The organism is Streptomyces sp. NBC_00012 (assembly GCF_045040875.1).
In the GTDB taxonomy this organism is placed as follows: Bacteria; Actinomycetota; Actinomycetes; order Streptomycetales; family Streptomycetaceae; genus Streptomyces.
Window position 1 is genome coordinate 55372 of sequence record NZ_CP108309.1, and the last position, 16604, is coordinate 71975.

The window sequence follows — 16604 nt, forward strand, 5'->3', positions numbered from 1 at the left end:
GCACAGGATGACCCAAGAAGCCAACGCCGGTGGCCGAAAGGCAGCGGGAAACCGGGGCAGATGGCCAGCACCTCCGCTGGTCGCCTCGCATAACCGGCCGGATACGGGCACTGCCCGGACCTGCAAGGGTGCTGACGTGGGTCAGGTGGGCCTGTGGGGGCTCGATGATCAACAGCGCCGGAACCGAAGGGCAAGTTAGACACCGTGGCAACAACATCATCCGTGGCGGATACCGTCCAGGACGACAACGTCACCACGATGAACGGACCTGAGGACGAGTCCACCGACTGGCAGTCGATCGACTGGCAGAACGCGGAGGACGAAGTACGGCGGCTGAGGCAGCGGATCTTCACGGCGTCACAGGCAGGGGACCTCAAGAGGGTCCGCAATCTCCAGAAACTGATGCTCCGCTCCCGCTCCAACACGCTGGTGAGCGTGCGGCGGGCGACGGAGATCAACGCTGGCCGCAAGACGGCAGGGATCGACGGACGGGTCGTCCTGCTGCCCCAGGGGAAGGCCGAACTGGCCGACTGGATGCAGCACCGGACAGCTCCATGGAAGCCCTTGCCCGTCAGGCGGGTCTATATCCCCAAGGCCAACGGTCGTCAGCGCGGCCTCGGGATTCCCGTGATCATCGACCGGTGTCTTCAAGCCGTGACGCTGAACGCGTTGGAGCCCGAGTGGGAGGCACGGTTCGAGCCGCGATCCTATGGATTTCGTCCCGGCCGTGGCTGTCATGACGCGATCGGAGCAATCTTCCTGGCCGCCAAGGGCAAGAGCCCGAAGCGCCAGTGGGTCCTTGACGCGGACCTGGCAGCGGCGTTCGACCGCATCGACCACGACCGCCTCATGGCCTCCATCGGACAGTTCCCCGCACGGGGTCTGATCGAACAGTGGCTCAAGGCAGGAGTGATCGACCGCGGCGTCTTCGCCCCGACCGAAGAGGGGGTTCCGCAAGGCGGGATCATCTCCCCGGCGCTGATGAACGTGGCCTTGCACGGGATGGAAGAGGCTGCCGGAGTCCGCTACCGGCTCACAGGCCCACGGGCTGGTGAACTGGCAGTCGGCTCGCCGACTCTGATCAGGTACGCCGACGACCTGGTGGTTCTCTGTCACAGCCGTGACGAGGCCCAGCAGGTCAAGGAGCGGCTCGCGCGGTGGCTCAAGCCCCGAGGTCTGGCCTTCAACGAGGACAAGACGCGCATCGCGCACCTCGATGAGGGCTGTGACTTCCTGGGCTTCACCGTCCGCCGCTGTCACGGCATGCTGCTGATCAAGCCGAGCAAGGCATCCGTGCGACGGATCCGGGCACGGCTCACCGCCGAAGTACTGGCCCTTCGGGGACAGAATGCGGCAGCGGTGATCGCCAAGCTCAACCCGATCATCAGGGGCTGGGCTGCCTACTATCGGGGAGTGGTCTCCAGCGAGGTGTTCACCTCGCTGGACAACCACGTGTGGAGGCTGGTCTACAAGTGGGCCCGGCACACACACCCGAACAAGCCGAACGGCTGGGTGACCTCCCGGTACTTCGGCCGGTTCAACGAGTCCCGGCAGGACCGGTGGGTGTTCGGCGACCGCGAGAGCGGCCGCTATCTCACCAAGTTCGCCTGGACCAGGATCGTCAGACATCAACTCGTCATCAAAGGGGCGTCCGTGGACGACCCGGTGCTGACCGAGTACTGGGCCTCACGGCGACGCAGGAACAAGCCCCCGCTCAGCCCGCTCCTGCTACGTCTGCTCCAGGGGCAGCACGGCAGGTGCCCGCTCTGCGGAACCCTTCTCCTACACGCCGACCAGCAGCCGCAGAGCCCCCAGGAATGGGAGCAGTGGCTGCGGGCGATCCGGACGGCGGTACACGCAAACGCGCTCACCACCGACCCGGACAGAAGCCAGTCCGACGATCCCGCCGCCTTCCGACTCACCCACGTTCACTGCCACCGCTGGCGCGGCGGCAGTGAACCACGGCGACCAGCCATTCTGGCTGCCCGTGGGCCTTCAGGGCCTGCTTGAGCCGGATGCGGTTAACGCCGCACGTCCGGTTCTGAGGGGGGTGCGGCGCAGCAATGCGCCGCACCTACCCGACAGATCGAGATCACCTACCTGCTCTACGTCACACCCTTCTCAGAGGCCGGGTCCTACGTTCGAAGGACCCGGTGGGTCTCAACCAGGAGATGTGGGGACTGCTCACCCTCTACCAGGCCCTGCGCTCGGTCATGGTGACCGCGGTGGAGACACTGCCCGGCTGCGATCCCGACCGAGCCGGCTTCACCGTCGCTCTGGAAGCCGCCCGCGACACGGTGGTCAGCCTCGTCGGAACGACCGCGACCTCAGGGCCGAGCAGCCCCTCCGACCTGGTGGGACACATCGGCACCCGCGTTCTGCACGCGCTGCTCCCCGGGCGCCGGATGCGCCTGTCCGCCCGCATCGTCAAGTGCAGAACCTCCCGCTACAACATCTGGAACCGCGACGGCCGTCCACGCGCCAGCACACCGATCACCGCCATCGAGATCACCGTGCACCCACCAGCCCTGCCCAGCACGCAGGACCCGAGCCGGGCCCTCTCCGGCCGTTGGGCCAGGTCTGCCAGCTCTTGGCCGCGAACTCCAACCAGGCCATGCACACCCGGGACATCGCACGGCATCTCGGGCTCCCCACCTCGGGGCGCCCCCTCAGCAGCCTCACCGCGCAACTCTGCTACTGGGCCCGCAACAACCGACTCATCCGCACCGCGCCAAGCACCTACAAGATCACCCTCCCTGAAACCTTGGCACCGTCAACAGGGCCTAAACTTCGTGGCATTGGTCCAGCATCTGACGGTGGCAGTAGCCTTCCGGCTGCCCGCCTCGGCCCTGGAGCCAGGCCGGCACCGGCAGCAACGGCCGCACGGACGTCCACTCCGCGTCCGTCATGTCCGACGGATACCAGCGCACCCGATCGAGGTGATCGGCCGCGTTGCCGTACACGTGCGCGAGGCAATCGCACGAAACGGCAGGCGAGTTGAAGTCAGCGGGCGCGGGCGCGTACAACAACGACAACAGGGCCTCCGGGATCCGCTCGGAATGGGGTCGCACCCCCGAGCCACCAGGAGGCCCTGCCTTCATGCGCGTACGACCGGAAGATCACCCGACCAGGAACCCTGTTCGAACCACACGTTCCAAGATCGGTTGAGATACGGCTTCTCAAGAGCCGCTTCGGTCCACGGGGCTGCGTTGAGCACGCGAGTGCCCAGGCGGCGGTCGGCGGGCTGGTGGTGGCGTTCCCCGCCGAGCAGCCAGTGCGTGATCCGCGCGGTCGACGGTGCGGTGCCTTCGGCCGGGCTGTCCACGTCGATGGCGGGTGCGGGGGCGTTCACTGCCGGGCTCCTTGAGGGCATGTGTCGGTGGCCGTGGTGTTGGGGCGGTGGTGGTTCAGGTAGGCGGGGAGAGCCTGGACGGAGTTGGAGATCAGGGACGGCACGGGCACGAGCGATTCGGGGTTGGTGGCGAGGGAGAGACCGGGGTACTCGCTGAACAGTGCTTCGAGAGCGATCGCGGCTTCCATGCGTGCCAGGGGTGCGCCGAGGCAGACGTGGAGGCCGCCGCCGAAGGCCAGGTGCCGGGCCTGGTCGCGGGTGATGTCGAACCGGTGGGCGTCCTGGCCGTGCTGGGCGGTGTCGCGGCCAGCCGCGCTGTAGGGGGCGAGGACGGCGTCGCCGGCGGGTATGGTGACGCCGCCTATGCGCAGGTCCTCGCGGGGGTAGCGGGCGAGGAAGTTGCCGATGGGGGCGTCCCAGCGCAGGGTTTCCTCCACGACGACCGGCCAGACGGACGGGCCGCCGCTCAGCGCCAGGTCGAGTTGGTCGGGGTGGGTGAGCAGGGCGCGCTGCGCGTTGGTGATGAGGCTGAGGGTGGTTTCGTGACCGGCGGCGATCATCAGCCAGAGGGTGCCAGTCAGCTCTGTGTCGCTGAGGAGGTCGGGGTTGTCCCTCTGGACGACGATCAGGTTGCTGGTGAGATCGTCGCCCGGTGTGCGGCGTTTGTGCGCGACGACCTTGTCGAGGAGTTCGTAGATGAGGTGTTGTGTCGAGAGGACTTCCTCAGGCTCTGCGGTGGAGTCGAAGATGGACCGGACCAGGCGCCGAATCTGGGGACGGAGCGGTCCGGGGACTCCGATGACGTCGCAGATGACGGTCATCGGCAGCGGGTAGGCCAGGTGTTCACGCAGGTCGACCGAGCCGTCCGGGCCGGTGCGCTCGGGCAGCGCCTGGACAAGTGCGCGGGCGAGTTCGGTGATGCGCGGGCGCATGGCCCGGACACGTTCGGGGGTGAGGACCTGGGTGACGACGCGGCGCAGGCGGCGGTGGTCGTCGCCGTCGGCCGTCACCATGTTGGTGACCTTGACCATTCCGGTCAGCGGCCAGTCCTCGGGAATCCGGTTGGTGCGGATGTCCGTCCACCGGTGCCAGTCCTTGCTGACCCGGGGGTCGTTCACCAGCTCCGTCAGCAGCTGGTATGTGGTGACGGCCCATGCTTCCACGTCGCCGGGAAGGATCACCTTCACGACCGGGCCGAGCTCTCGCAGCCGTGCGGCTTCGCCCTGGTGGTCGGCGCCGGTCGGGTCCAGGCGCAGGACGGGAACGTGCTGAGTGGTGCGTTGTGGTGCCGTCATGATCTACCTCCGGTACACGGTGCGAGAGCGGGCGGACTGGGCTATCGGACGGAAGAGTCGGGGGCGGTGTTGCCGGCCGGGGCGAACGTCACGGGCAGGGATTCCAGGTGACGCATCCAGGGAGAGGGGCTGGACGTCACTGCGTCGGCGGGGACACCGAGTGTGATCCGTGGCAGGCCATGCAGGGCCTGTTCGACAGCGACGCGGGCGATCAGGCGGGCGGGAGTACGGGCCGGGCACTGATGCGGGCCCGCGCTGAACCCGAGGTGGGACCGGTTGCCGATCTCCCGCTCCGGGTCGTTGGTGTGGATCCGCGGATCGGTGTTCGCCGCAGCCAGTCCCAGGATCAATGGTTCGCCGCGGATGATCCGCTGGCCGCCCAGCTCGGTGTCGACCAAGGCGTAGCGTGCGGGCATGTGCGTCATGCGGGCGTCTCCGGGTCCAGCCCGTCTTCCGTCAGGCGGTCGATGTAGCCCGGCCGTGGCGGCGTGATGGGGCCGGTGTCTAAACCCTGGCCCTTGAGGGCCTCGATGGTGCGGCGGGTCGCATTACTGAGAAGGGCAAACCTCATTGTCACCTCAAGCGCGGCCTCGGCTACCGGGCGGGTGGCGTCCAGGTAGAGGACGGCACGAATCTTCTGGATCTCGTTCTGCCGGTATTTCAGCACCTGATTCCAGCGCTTGTGCGCCTTCTCGATCCACTCCTCGCGCTGGCTCGGAAAACGCTCGATGCGAGAGAGCGGGATCAGCGTGGTGGACAGCAGGTCCAGGTAGCGCTCATGCGCCTCGGCGAAGGCGAGATAGGTGGCCCTGCGCGACTCCCGCAGGGCTCGCATGTTCTCGGCCCTGACCTGATGGCGAGCCGTGCTGCGACCCAGCAGAGCCGCTGCGAGACCCGTCGCCCCGGTGCCGAGGGCACCAACCGTGGCGCCGAGAACAGCGGCGAGTCCTGAGTCCATCGCGCCACTGTGACGGATCGGCGACGGCCGCACGAGATGATGATCAGCCATCTGTCGACGATGTTCCGCAGGCCGGGCCTTCAGCCGTCGCGCACCGAGGGATCCTCGCAGGCGACATCGTTTGGGCACTACCGGCGGGCATCGCTGTCGACGGTGTGTCGAGCGGTACAGCGGCCCGGCTCAGTCCACGTGTTCTCGATCGGTCGCTGGTCGCCGTCACCGCGAAGGCCAACCGGTCCAAGGCCGACCGGGACCCGGCCGAATGGCTTCCCCCGGCCGTGTCCGCACAGTGCACGTACGGTGCCGACTGGGTGGGCGCCAAGCTGCGGTGGAAGCTCATCGCGGACGACAAGGAGCGCGCGGCCCTGGAGAAGCTGGCCAAGAACTGCGCGGACACCGTCGTGAAATACGAGGTCGCCCCCTGACTATCAGTCAGGCACGGCACCCTCACCGCATCCGGACCACGGTGAGGGTGCCGTGCCGGCCGGACCCGACCAGCACCTCCACGACCAGGTCCGTCTCCACCCGGGTATACGGCTCGCCCGCCGCTCCCCCACCACCACCGCACCGTCCAGAACTTCACCGACACGGGCCGCGAGAACCGGCTCCAGGCGAGCCGGCACCCTCACCGGCCCCCCTCGTCCCCCACCGCAAGGACCAGATGCTGCGGTCTCAGTCGGGGACCGGTGAACCCCAGGACCAGGGCGTCGAGTGTGTCCGCGTGCCGTACTTTCACCCTTAGACGTCATCTCATTTGGGCGATTGGGTAGGGTGTTGGCCATGGTGAGGATCGTTGAGCGGTTGGTGCCGGATGAGTTGTGGGAGCTGTTCCAGCGGGTGGTGCCGGAGGCGCCGTCGAGACCTCAGGGCGGTGGTCGGCGTCGGCACGGCGACCGGGAGGTGCTGGCCGCCATTGTGTTCGTGGCCACGTCGGGTTGTACCTGGCAGCAGCTGCCTTCGGCATCGTTCGGCCCGTCCGGCGCGACTGCCCACCGGCGGTTCTCGGAGTGGTCGAAGGCCCGGGTGTGAGCCAAGCTGCACCGCCTGGTCCTCGACGAGCTCGGTGCCCGCGGCGAGTTGGACTGGTCGCGGTGCGCGATCGACTCGGTGAACATGCGGGCCCTGAAAAGGGGGACCTGACAGGTCCGAATCCTGTCGACCGGGGCAAGTACGGCTCGAAGACCCACTTGGTCACGGAACGGTCGGGTCTGCCCATATCCGTCGGCATTTCCGGGGCCAACCTCCACGACAGTCAAGCCCCGGTCCCGCTCGTGCGGGGCATCCCGCCAATCCGCTCCCGCCGCGGCCGACGACGGCGCAAGCCCGGCAAGCTCCATGCCGACAAGCGCTACGACTACGTTCACCTGCGGCGATGGTTACGCGAGCGAGGCATCACCCACCGCATCGCCCGCAAGGGAGTCGAGTCCTCGCAACGACTCGGCCGCCACCGCTGGACCGTCGAACGGACCATGGCCTGGCTCGCCGGCTGCCGCCGCCTCCACCGACGCTATGAACGCAAAGCCGACCACTTCCTCGCCTTCACCAGCATCGCCTGCACCCTCATCTGTTACCGCAGACTCGCCAAATGAGATGACCTCTTAGGAGCACATCACCCCATCCCGATGGGCGGATGGCGAGACCCCCCGCACCCGTTTGAAAGCCGCACTGAACGCGAACCCGTCCGCGTACCCGACCTCCTTGCCCACCTCCGCCACCGACGCACCCCGTTCCTGGAGCCGGTCAGCGGCCAGAGTCATCCGCCATTCGGTGAGGTAGGCCAGTGGCGGTCTCCCCACCAGCGCCGAGAAGCGACGCGCGAAAGCGGTACGGGACATGCTGGCCTCGTCCGCGAGCGAGGCGACCGTCCACGGCCGCGCCGGCTCCTCGTGCATCCGGCGCAGTACGTGCCCGATGTCCGGATCGGCGAGGGCCCGGTAGCCGGGGGGTGGGGTGGCGCCCGGGTGTGCGAACCATATCCGCAGGGCCCGGACCAGCAGCAGGTCCAGAAAGCGGTCCAGGACGACCTGTTGACCCGGCTCGTCGTGCTCGACCTCGGCGGCGATCAGGCCGAGGAGCGCGGCCAGGCCGGGATCTGGGCGCACGATCGTGACCGGCGGCAGCGCGTCGAGCAGCGGCCGGCACAGATCGCCTCCGACCCGGTACCCGGCCGTGACCAGCAGGTCCGCCGCGCTGTCCGCCTCATTCCCGACGGTGCGGCCGGTCACCCTCCAATTGCGCCCTGTTTCCTCCGGATCGCCGACGAGGGTGCAACGGTCGTCACCGTCCACCAGCACCCGCGCCCTGCTGTCCGGACGGTCCGTGACGCTGTAGGGCGACCGCGTCCGCACGAGCGCGACAGCGCCCTGCGGCAGCCCCACCGGTTCGCCCTCGGTGGGCACGAGCCACGCGTCGCCACGCAGCATCGCACCGAGCGTCAGTGGCGCCGGATCGGTGAACCGCATTCCCCACGGCGGCACGCTCACCGTGCTGCAGAACGCCGCCCCGCGCGCCCTGAACCCGGCGAGATAGTCGTCAAGAAGATCCATGCTGGAACGATCGCACATGGATCCGGCCGTCTCGGCCATGGATCGTCCCGTCGACCCCTTGTTGAATGGCGGACATGACACAGATCCTCGTCCTCGGCGCCACCGGCAAGACCGGCAGCCGCATCGTCCCCCGCCTCAAGTCCCACGGCCACAGCGTCCGTTCCGCCTCCCGCTCGACGGAGACCCGCTTCGACTGGGCCGACCGCTCCACCTGGGACCGGGCCCTGGCCGGCGCGGAGGCGGTGTACTTCGTCCCGACCGAGACGCTCGGCCTGCCCGAACGCGCCGAGCTGGTGGACCGGGCGAAGGCAGCCGGTGTCCGGCGGATCGTCCAGCTGTCTGTACGCGGCCTCGACGCCGACGGCGGTATACCGGAGACAGAGGCGGCGGTCCGTGAATCGGGCCTGGAGTGGACGATATTGCGGCCCTGCTGGTTCTCGCAGGACTTCTCCGCACCGGACTTCTTCCTCCCGGCGGTCCTGGGCGGCGAGCTCGCGACTCCCGCCGGGGACGGCCGTGAACCCTTCGTCGACGTGGAGGACATCGCCGACGTGGCGGTGGCCGCCCTCACCGACGACGGCCACGCGGGCAGGGCCTACGAACTGTCCGGCCCCCGCGCGCTCACCTTCACCGAGGCCCTCGCCGTCATCGGCACCGCCATCGGCCGCGAACTGCACCACCGCCATCAGGACCCGGCCGCCTACGTCGCCGCCCAGGTCGCCGCAGGCCACCACGCCGTGGACGCCGAAGCCGTCGCCGCCTTCCTGGACGGCATACGCCGCGGCGAGGACGACTACATCAGCACTGGCGTACAGGAAGCCCTCGGCCGCGCCCCACGTTCCTTCGAGGACTACGTACGTACGGCAGCGCCCACGGGGGTCTGGAACCCCTGACCGGTCGGGCACCCGAAGGGGCGGTCTCGAAGATCGGCTGATGTCCGCCTACAACTCCGTCAACGGCGTCACGATGTCCGCCAACCCGCTGCTGCGCAACCCGCTGAAGGGAGAGTGGGGCTTCGACGGCGTCGTCATCTCCGACTGGACGGCGGTGCGGGACACCGAGCCGTCGGCCAACTCGGGACAGGACCTCGTCATGCCCGGTCCGGAGGGTCCCTGGGGCGACGCGCTCGTCGAGGCCGTGAAGGCCGGCCGGGTCCGGCAGAGCGCGATCAACGAGAAGGTCGCCCGGCTGGTTCTGCTCGCCTCGCGCGTCGGCGCCCTCGACAGCGGTCCCGCGGCCGCCCCGGTCGAGCCCTGGGACGACACCGCCATCGTGGACCTGCGGCGCGAGGCCGCGGCCGACGGCATGGTCCTCGCCCTCAACTACGGGACCTGGTGTACTGGTCGGCCGTCTGGGTTGATTGATGAAGGCGGCGTGAGGCAGAGCGCTACGGAGCGAGCATGTGGGACGGCCCCTTTTACCGAGTCAGACGTGACGGATACGAGATCTGCTTCGTGCCCGGTGCGGGAGAGGACCTCGACGAGGTCTGCAATGTGGACATGTGGGTCATCCGTTCCGGCATGGTGGGGGCATGGGAATGGATCGACCCAGGGGCGGGCCATGCCTTGCAGAGCGCGCGAGAAATCGAGCAGAGCCGACTCTTGAATGAGGTTTGTCAGACAGCGAGCAGCGGGCTTGGGTGCCCGCTGCTCGCGCGAGCCAGCGGTAACCCGCCGATCAGGCCGCGGATTCGATCTTTCCGGTGCGGAGGGAGACTCCGAGGGTCTCGCGCACCAGCAGAGCCGCGAGCAGGCTGAGGGCCGCGCCCGCCGCGAGGTACATGGCCGGCGCGTACGTCGACCCGGTGGCGGCGATGAGAGCGGTGTTAATCAGCGGGCCGGCACCTCCGAAGAGCACGACTCCGAGGTTGTAGCCGATCGCCAGGCCGCTGTACCGGCGGGAGGTGGGGAACAGCTCGGAGAAGAGCGCCGGCTGCGGTGCCAGCATCATCGCGTCGCCGATCAGGATGAGCATCATCCCGAGGACGACCGGGACGAAGGCCTTCTGGTGGATCAGCAGGAATCCGACCGGGGTGGTGACGAGAACAGCCGCAGCGCCCCACACGATGAACGGCTTGCGCCCGACGCGGTCGCAGATCTTGGCGAAGACCACGACCAGGACGACGAGGAACACCATCGAGACCATCACCGCGGCCTTCGCCGACGAGGCCTTCATCCCCACGTCGTCGGCCAGGAACTGCGGCCCGAACACGAGCAGGACGTACGTGCACATGGTCGGCGCACAGACCAGGCCGCACACGAGCAGGATCGAGGACCAGTTCTCCTTCACTGCTTTGAGCAGAGGGGACTTCTCCCGGTCCTCGTCCTGGCTCATCTCGCCGAACTCGACGGACTCTTCGAGCTTCAGCCGCATATACAGCCCGATCATCCCGAGGGGCAGTGCGACGAGGAACGGGATGCGCCAACCCCAGGACTCGAGCTGCTGGCTGGTCAGTGATGTCGACAGCAGCAGTGTGGTCAACGCGGCGGTGAGCATCCCGAGCGTGATCGTGATCGTCTGCCAACTCCCGTAGTAGGCGCGGCGGTGAGAGGGCGCGGACTCGATGACGTAGGCGGCGGCCCCCATCCACTCGCCGCCGGCCGAGATTCCTTGCAGGCACCGTAGCAGCAGGATCAGGAGCGGTGCGGCGATGCCGATGCTGGCATAGGACGGCACGACGGCTATCAGGAACGTGGCCACCGAGATGGTCAGGATGATGGCCGAGAGCGTCACCTTCCGGCCGTAGCGATCACCGATGTAGCCGAACATGATCCCGCCGAGCGGGCGCACGACGAAGCTGATCCCGAAGACCAGGAAGGTCAGCATCAGCGCGACCGTGGGGTCGCTGTTGACGAAGAAGAGCTTGGCGAAGATCGTCGCGAAGTACCCGTACAGTACGAACTCGTACCATTCGAGGAAGTTGCCGATGCATGCGGCGACGATCGCCCGACGTCGCTCCGGGGTCAGCACGGAGGGTGGTTCGGCGGGTGCGTTCACAACGTGTTGTCCTGTTCTGTTCATCTTTGTCCCTTGCTACCAGCTGGGGGTGCCGTAGACAGGCAGTTCATCGGGGTTGAGGTCGGCGACATAGGTGCCGTAGTCGATCGCGAGCTCGGCCTCTCCCCATGCGGCCCGCACGGGGCCAGTCGGTGCCAGCAGATCGAGCGGGTCGCTCGGCGAGGGGTGCCACTCGATTTCGGAGTGTCCGCCACGCAGTGGGCCTGCGGCACCAAGGTGAAACGGGATGCGGACCAGCTTCCGGACGTCGTAGCCCGGGCCGTCGGCACGCGGAATGAGCTTGGCCGTGAACTGGGTCCCGAACCATTCCGGTGCCAGCTGGCCGGCGTCGGTCTCGTCGAGTGCGGATCCGCTGAGGATCCTGCGCCCGTGGGCGTCGACGATTCCGAAATGGACACCTCTGCGGGTGTTCTCCAGGGATACCTGGGTGACCTGCTTCTTCGGCAGTCCGAACATCTCACGCCCGAGGATGCCGTGGTTGAGGCCTTCGACGAACGTTTCGACTGCATAAGCACCTGGAATGCCGTCATGCCGGCACTTCAGGTTGACCCCGCCCTGCATGTAGGGCGGACGGGTCTCGACGCGTCCTGCGCTGTCGGTGAAGCGCGCGTCGTAGAATTCCGCGATCCAGATGATCGCACCAGGCGCATCGGGCGTTGTCAACGGGCGCGGAAGCACGGGATCGACGACGTTCGGGGACAGCGGATAGGTCACCGATAGCCATCGGACCGATACCTCTTCGGTCCCGGGAACGTAGAGCGGCGCGAACGCCGGCATGGATCCTGCCGGGCGTCGGCGGTGCGAGTTCGGGGAGCTGTCGAGCGAATCGACGGCCCTACTTGTCTGCGCGTCCGTCATCGAGGTGTCCGTTCTCGAATCCGCCTTGAGGGAGCTCACTGCTGGCGGTGGTCACCATCTGCATCCTCAACCGCATTCGATGGTGGTCTCTGCTGTGATCCGGACAACATGGCCGACAAGCAGCTGTTGCACCAGAGGATCGAACTGGATGTGGACTATCTGAAAAAGATCAGCCTGGTGCAGCTCGCATCGGCAGCGGGTTCAAGCATGTTCCCAGGTCACAGCCGGGTCCGGTCGATTCATTTCAGATAGTCGACATCGTGGTGCAGATCCTGGACATCTCGCAGCAGGACCGAACACCATGAGGCACACCCGACGGGTCGACCCGCTGGTGAAAGGACTGAGATGATTCCCGATGTCAACAACGTTCCCGGTCAGATTTCGCTGATCTCTGCGGACGTGTCGATTGACCGGCAGATGTCGTTCCTCTCCGACACGGTGAAGTGCGCCAGCGTGTCCGGTCATGAGGACCAGGTCATCGATCTGTACGCTCACTTCTTCAGTTCGCGCGGATGGCCAGTGGAACGACAAGAGCTGGCGACGACCGCGGCGGCCATCTCGGCGGGCGATGAACCCCGTGTCACCGAACGGGAAAACCTCATCGGCTACTACCGCGTCCACCGGCCCGGGCTTCCCCTCGTGGTCATCAACGGGCACATAGATGTCGTCCCGGTCTTCGACGAAGGCCAATGGGACCGGGAGCCCTACTCAGGAGACCGGGCCGACGGGTTCGTGCACGGCAGGGGCGCGGTCGACACCAAGGGCGGCATCGCGGCCGCGCTGTGGGCGCTCGACAGCCTCGATCAGGCCGGAGTCGAGCTGCCCTTCGACGTCGCAGTCGAGCTGGTCGTCGGCGAGGAGACGACCGGAGTCGGCACCCGGGCCACGCTCGAGCGACTGCCCAATCGCCTGGGGACGATCGTCCTGGAGCCCACCAGCGGGGCAGTCGTCACCGTCGCTTCGGGCCTCCTGTTCTTCACGGTGGAGGTCACCGGTCGCGCGGCGCACACCTCGGTGCCGTGGTACGGGGTCGACACCGGACCGAAGGTCTTCCAGATCTACCAGGCGCTCACCCGCCTCGGCGATGAGCGAGCGGCCGCCCTCACGGACGTTCGGATGCCGTTCCCGAGCGCCGTGCCGCTGGCCATCGGCACGGTCGATATCGGAGGGTGGCGCGCAGCGGTCCCCGCACGAGGGAGCCTCTCGGGACGTATCGGGATCATGCCTGGTGAAAACGTGGAGGACGTCCGGGCTGCCTTGACGGCCTGTGTGGAATCGGTCGCCGCCGCCGATCCTTGGCTGGTCGATCACCCACCGGTCGTGTGCTGGGACAACGAGGGCCTGCGGAGCTGGGAGACGCCCGAGTCGGACCAGGTGGTCATCGCGCTCGACCGAGGACGCCGTCGTGCAGGTCTCGATTCACGGATCGAGGGCATGACTGCGGGCTGCGATGCCGGGATCCTCCGGGATGCAGGCATCCCGACGGCCGTCTTCGGCCCGGGCGACATGCGCTATGCGCACAGCCCCAACGAGAAGATCGCCGAAGCCGATGTCCTCGAAGCCACTCAGGTCATCGCCCATGCCCTGCTGGCCTGGAGCGACTTCTTTGAGCCGGAGCAGTCGTGACGATCGGCGAAGACTCCCCCGCGGTCGCCGAGCCGAAAGACCCGGCTGCGGCCGAGGCGAACATTCTGCAGACCCTGGCCCGAGGACTCGCGGTCCTTGAGGCCGTCGCGGAGTACAACGGCAGCGCTACGCCGAAGCTGCTGGCTCGCCAGTTGGGGTTGAAGCAGGGGACGTGCTATCACCTTCTGCGCACGCTGCGCGCCGAGGGCTATGTCGTCAGGCTGCCCGGCGGGCAGTTCGACGTCGGTCCGCGTGGCAACGCGCTCGGCAAGGGTCTTTCGGCTCGTACAGCGCCCGCGCCGGACATCGCTGCCATTCTCAGCCGTCTGCACAACAAGACCGGTGAGACCGTGTACGTGTGCGGCTGGTTCCACGGGACGATCCTGCGGCAGCAGGTGATCACCGGGCGGCAGTCGCTGACCATCAAGAACCTCGACGTCGGCTACGTCGGCAACATGCACGCCCGTGCGTCGTGCCAAGCGGTGCTGGCCTATCTGCCCACATCTCAGGTCGAGACCATGTTCGACGGGACCCCTTTCGCGAAGCTCACGCACAACACCATCAGCACGTTCGACGATCTGGTCGCTGAGCTCGACGCGATCCGCCGGCGCGGATACGCCATCGACTTCGAAGCATTCGAGAACGACATCTGCTGCGTCGCAGCGCCCTTCTTCGACGGATCGGGGACGCCGGTCGGATCCTTCACGGTCTCGGTGCCCGTCTCCCGTTTCCCGCAGCTGCGCGTGATGCTCTCTATCGCCGTCCGGGAAGCCGGCGTGCTCGCGACGAACCTGCTGAAGACCGGGCGGCTCGCGCTTCCGGCGACTCCGATGGACTCGGACTCTTCCTTTGACTGAGAACTCCATTCACGACGAATTGAGGATCACGATGACTGCACCACCCCTCCAGCCCAGTGCCTACTCCGACTCCGACGTGGACCGGCTCCTCGGGTTTCTCGGCACCATGGCCCAGATCAGGGCGTTCGAGACCGAGATCGCCCGTCTGCGGGGCCTGGGCACCGTCGTGGGCTCGGTGCACCTGTGCAGCGGCCAGGAAGCGATCTACACCGGCGCTGCCGCGGCCCTCGACCTTCCCCGCGACCTGGTGTACCCCACCTACCGCGGCCACGGCTGGGCACTGGCGTGCGGAGCCGGACTGACCGCGATGTTCGCCGAACTGATGGGACGCCAAGGCGGCGTCAACGGCGGCCGCGGAGGATCCGCGTACCTGTCGGTGCCCGATGTCGGCATGATGGGCGAGAATTCCATCGTGGGCGCTGGCGCGCCCATCGCCTGTGGCGCTGCTCTCGCAGGGCGCTTCGACGGCTCCAATCGCGTCACCGTGGCCGCGATGGGCGATGGCGCAGTCAATCAGGGCTCGGTGCACGAAGCGTTCAACTTCGCGGCCGTTATGAAGTTGTCGGTCGTCTTCGTCATCGAGAACAACCACTGGTCCGAGCTCACACCGATCACCGCGACAACGGTCTCGGACCGGCTGTTCAAGCGTGCCTCGGGCTACGGGATGAAGGGCGCGCGGATCGACGGCAATGACCCCGAGGGCGTCTACCAGACGATGAAGCAGGCCGTGGCCTATGCCCGGGAAGGCAATGGGCCAACGATCATCGAGGCGATGACCGACCGTCTCGTCGGCCACTACATCGGCGACGTCCAGCAATACCGGCTCCCCGGCGAGATGGAGCGGATCGAGGCCGCCGAGCCGATTGGCCGACTGACGGGCCTTCTCATCAGCTGCGGCGTGGACGAGGAGCGGATCGAGGCGATCGTCCAGCACGCGCACTCCGAGGTCGACGCTGCCAGCAAGCTGGCCCAGCAGTACCCGCTCGCCGACCCTTCGACCGCCCTGGAGCACCTCTATGCCTGAGAGCGCCCTGACCCAGAAGAAGCTGACTTACGCCGAGAGCGTCAACCACGCACTGCGCCGGGCACTGACCGACGATCCGACGACCCTCTTGTTCGGCGAGGACGTCGCGGTGCCGGGGGGCGTCTTCGGTGTGACCAAGGGGCTCCGGAAGCGATTCGGCGAGAGGGTCTTCGACACCCCCATCTCGGAATCCGCGATCCTGGGCGGCGCGGTCGGCGCATCGATGGTGGGACGGCGTCCCATCGTCGAGATCATGTGGGCGGACTTCGCGTTCGTCGCCTTCGACCAGATCGTCAACCAGGCGGCAAACGTCCGCTATCTCAACCGCGGAAAGCTGACCGCGCCTCTGACCATCCGGACTCAGCAAGGAACCGGACCGGGGGCCTGCGCCCAGCACTCGCAGAGTATCGAAACGCTCTTCGCGCACATTCCGGGTCTGCACGTCTGCATGCCGACGACTCACCAGGACGCCCACGACCTGCTGCTGGCCAGCATCGCGGCCGATGATCCGGCCATCGTCATCGAGAACCGCAATCTCTACCACGGCGCGAAGGAGGAAGTAACGCTCGGCAGGCCCATACCCTCCGTGGGAGGCGCTGTCGTCCGCCGGCTCGGCACCGATCTCACCGTGGCCACCTGGGGCGCGATGCAGCACAAGGTGCTGGAGGCCGCCGAACGGCTGGAGGCCGAGCACGGCATCTCCGCCGAAGTCATCGACATGCGCTGGATGCGGCCGCTCGACGTGGACTCCGTCGCCGAAAGCGTCGGCCGCACGGGCGCGTTGGCAGTGGTTCACGAGGCTTCCCAATTCGCCGGGCTCGGAGCGGAGCTGGTCGCCTCGATCGTGGAGCGGGGCATCGAGATGCGCCGTCCTCCGTTGAGGATCGCCACGCCCGACGTGAGGATCCCCGCGGCCCCGACGCTGCTCGAAGCCGTCGTACCTGGCGTGGACGACATCGTCGCCCGGGTCCACCAGCACATCGCGCAGCCGGCTGCGACCCAATGACTTCCGGTCTGCGATCGGATCTTCTTCGCACGCATGTGACCTGCACAGCTCGCCCAGGAGGGAC

15 protein-coding genes and 1 pseudogene are annotated in these 16604 nt (G+C 67.4%); 9 read left to right on the forward strand and 7 right to left on the reverse strand.

Annotation, left to right across the window (positions count from 1 at the left end; genetic code table 11):
• Positions 1-258 precede the first annotated feature (258 nt).
• Complete coding sequence (gene ltrA / locus OHA19_RS00260) at positions 259-2010, forward strand: group II intron reverse transcriptase/maturase (protein WP_331734672.1); 1752 nt, start codon at positions 259-261, stop codon at positions 2008-2010.
• A 1087-nt stretch (positions 2011-3097) separates the two neighbouring features.
• On the opposite strand, the gene OHA19_RS00265 is transcribed toward ltrA, so the two are convergent.
• The 4 genes from OHA19_RS00265 to OHA19_RS00280 are packed head-to-tail and all read right to left on the reverse strand — an operon-like array spanning position 3098 to position 5656.
• Positions 3098-3352 carry a hypothetical protein gene (locus tag OHA19_RS00265; RefSeq protein WP_329584988.1) on the reverse strand — a complete coding sequence of 85 codons (255 nt, stop codon included), beginning with the start codon at positions 3350-3352 and terminating at the stop codon, positions 3098-3100.
• The gene (locus tag OHA19_RS00270) at positions 3349-4647 is read right to left on the reverse strand and encodes a cytochrome P450 (RefSeq protein WP_405748956.1); all 1299 of its coding nucleotides are present in this window, start codon (positions 4645-4647) and stop codon (positions 3349-3351) included. Before OHA19_RS00270 ends, OHA19_RS00265 begins: the two co-directional genes overlap by 4 nt.
• 41 nt (positions 4648-4688) lie before the next feature.
• Complete coding sequence (locus OHA19_RS00275; RefSeq protein WP_323181005.1) at positions 4689-5072, reverse strand: hypothetical protein; 384 nt, start codon at positions 5070-5072, stop codon at positions 4689-4691.
• The gene (locus tag OHA19_RS00280; protein WP_405720953.1) at positions 5069-5656 is read right to left on the reverse strand and encodes a hypothetical protein; all 588 of its coding nucleotides are present in this window, start codon (positions 5654-5656) and stop codon (positions 5069-5071) included. Before OHA19_RS00280 ends, OHA19_RS00275 begins: the two co-directional genes overlap by 4 nt.
• A 104-nt stretch (positions 5657-5760) precedes the next feature.
• On the opposite strand from OHA19_RS00280, the gene OHA19_RS00285 reads away from it, so the two are divergent.
• On the forward strand, positions 5761-6030 hold the full coding sequence (locus OHA19_RS00285; RefSeq protein WP_405721102.1) for a hypothetical protein: 270 nt from the start codon (positions 5761-5763) through the stop codon (positions 6028-6030).
• 355 nt (positions 6031-6385) lie between these two features.
• A pseudogene (locus OHA19_RS00290) lies at positions 6386-7194 on the forward strand (IS5 family transposase).
• A 9-nt stretch (positions 7195-7203) separates the two neighbouring features.
• Here OHA19_RS00290 and OHA19_RS00295 read toward each other — a convergent pair.
• On the reverse strand, positions 7204-8151 hold the full coding sequence (locus tag OHA19_RS00295) for an AraC family transcriptional regulator (RefSeq protein ID WP_329584999.1): 948 nt from the start codon (positions 8149-8151) through the stop codon (positions 7204-7206).
• 74 nt (positions 8152-8225) lie between these two features.
• On the opposite strand from OHA19_RS00295, the gene OHA19_RS00300 reads away from it, so the two are divergent.
• Positions 8226-9044 (forward strand): NAD(P)H-binding protein, encoded by an 819-nt coding sequence (locus OHA19_RS00300; protein WP_329585001.1) that lies wholly within the window; start codon positions 8226-8228, stop codon positions 9042-9044.
• A 40-nt stretch (positions 9045-9084) separates the two neighbouring features.
• The gene (locus OHA19_RS00305) at positions 9085-9756 is read left to right on the forward strand and encodes a glycoside hydrolase family 3 N-terminal domain-containing protein (protein WP_405721098.1); all 672 of its coding nucleotides are present in this window, start codon (positions 9085-9087) and stop codon (positions 9754-9756) included.
• Between the two features lie 72 nt (positions 9757-9828).
• Here the strand turns inward: OHA19_RS00305 and OHA19_RS00310 are convergent, their stop codons facing one another.
• Entirely contained in the window at positions 9829-11148 is a 1320-nt protein-coding gene (locus OHA19_RS00310) for an MFS transporter (protein ID WP_329585004.1), read from the reverse strand.
• Between the two features lie 36 nt (positions 11149-11184).
• Positions 11185-12027: an acetoacetate decarboxylase family protein gene (locus OHA19_RS00315; protein WP_329585006.1), complete on the reverse strand. Its 843-nt coding sequence runs from the start codon at positions 12025-12027 to the stop codon at positions 11185-11187.
• Positions 12028-12372: 345 nt separating this feature from the next.
• Here OHA19_RS00315 and OHA19_RS00320 point away from each other — a divergent pair, with 345 nt between their 5' ends.
• The 4 genes from OHA19_RS00320 (at position 12373) to OHA19_RS00335 (ending at position 16540) form a co-directional block, all read left to right on the forward strand.
• Positions 12373-13653 carry a M20/M25/M40 family metallo-hydrolase gene (locus OHA19_RS00320; protein WP_331734281.1) on the forward strand — a complete coding sequence of 427 codons (1281 nt, stop codon included), beginning with the start codon at positions 12373-12375 and terminating at the stop codon, positions 13651-13653.
• Positions 13650-14510, forward strand: coding sequence for an IclR family transcriptional regulator (locus OHA19_RS00325; protein ID WP_331734283.1), 861 nt, complete (start codon positions 13650-13652; stop codon positions 14508-14510). Before OHA19_RS00320 ends, OHA19_RS00325 begins: the two co-directional genes overlap by 4 nt.
• A 76-nt stretch (positions 14511-14586) precedes the next feature.
• Positions 14587-15534, forward strand: a complete 948-nt coding sequence (locus OHA19_RS00330; protein WP_405721092.1) for a thiamine pyrophosphate-dependent dehydrogenase E1 component subunit alpha — start codon at positions 14587-14589, stop codon at positions 15532-15534.
• Entirely contained in the window at positions 15527-16540 is a 1014-nt protein-coding gene (locus tag OHA19_RS00335) for a transketolase C-terminal domain-containing protein (protein ID WP_331734285.1), read from the forward strand. Before OHA19_RS00330 ends, OHA19_RS00335 begins: the two co-directional genes overlap by 8 nt.
• The last annotated feature ends 64 nt before the right edge of the window (positions 16541-16604 follow it).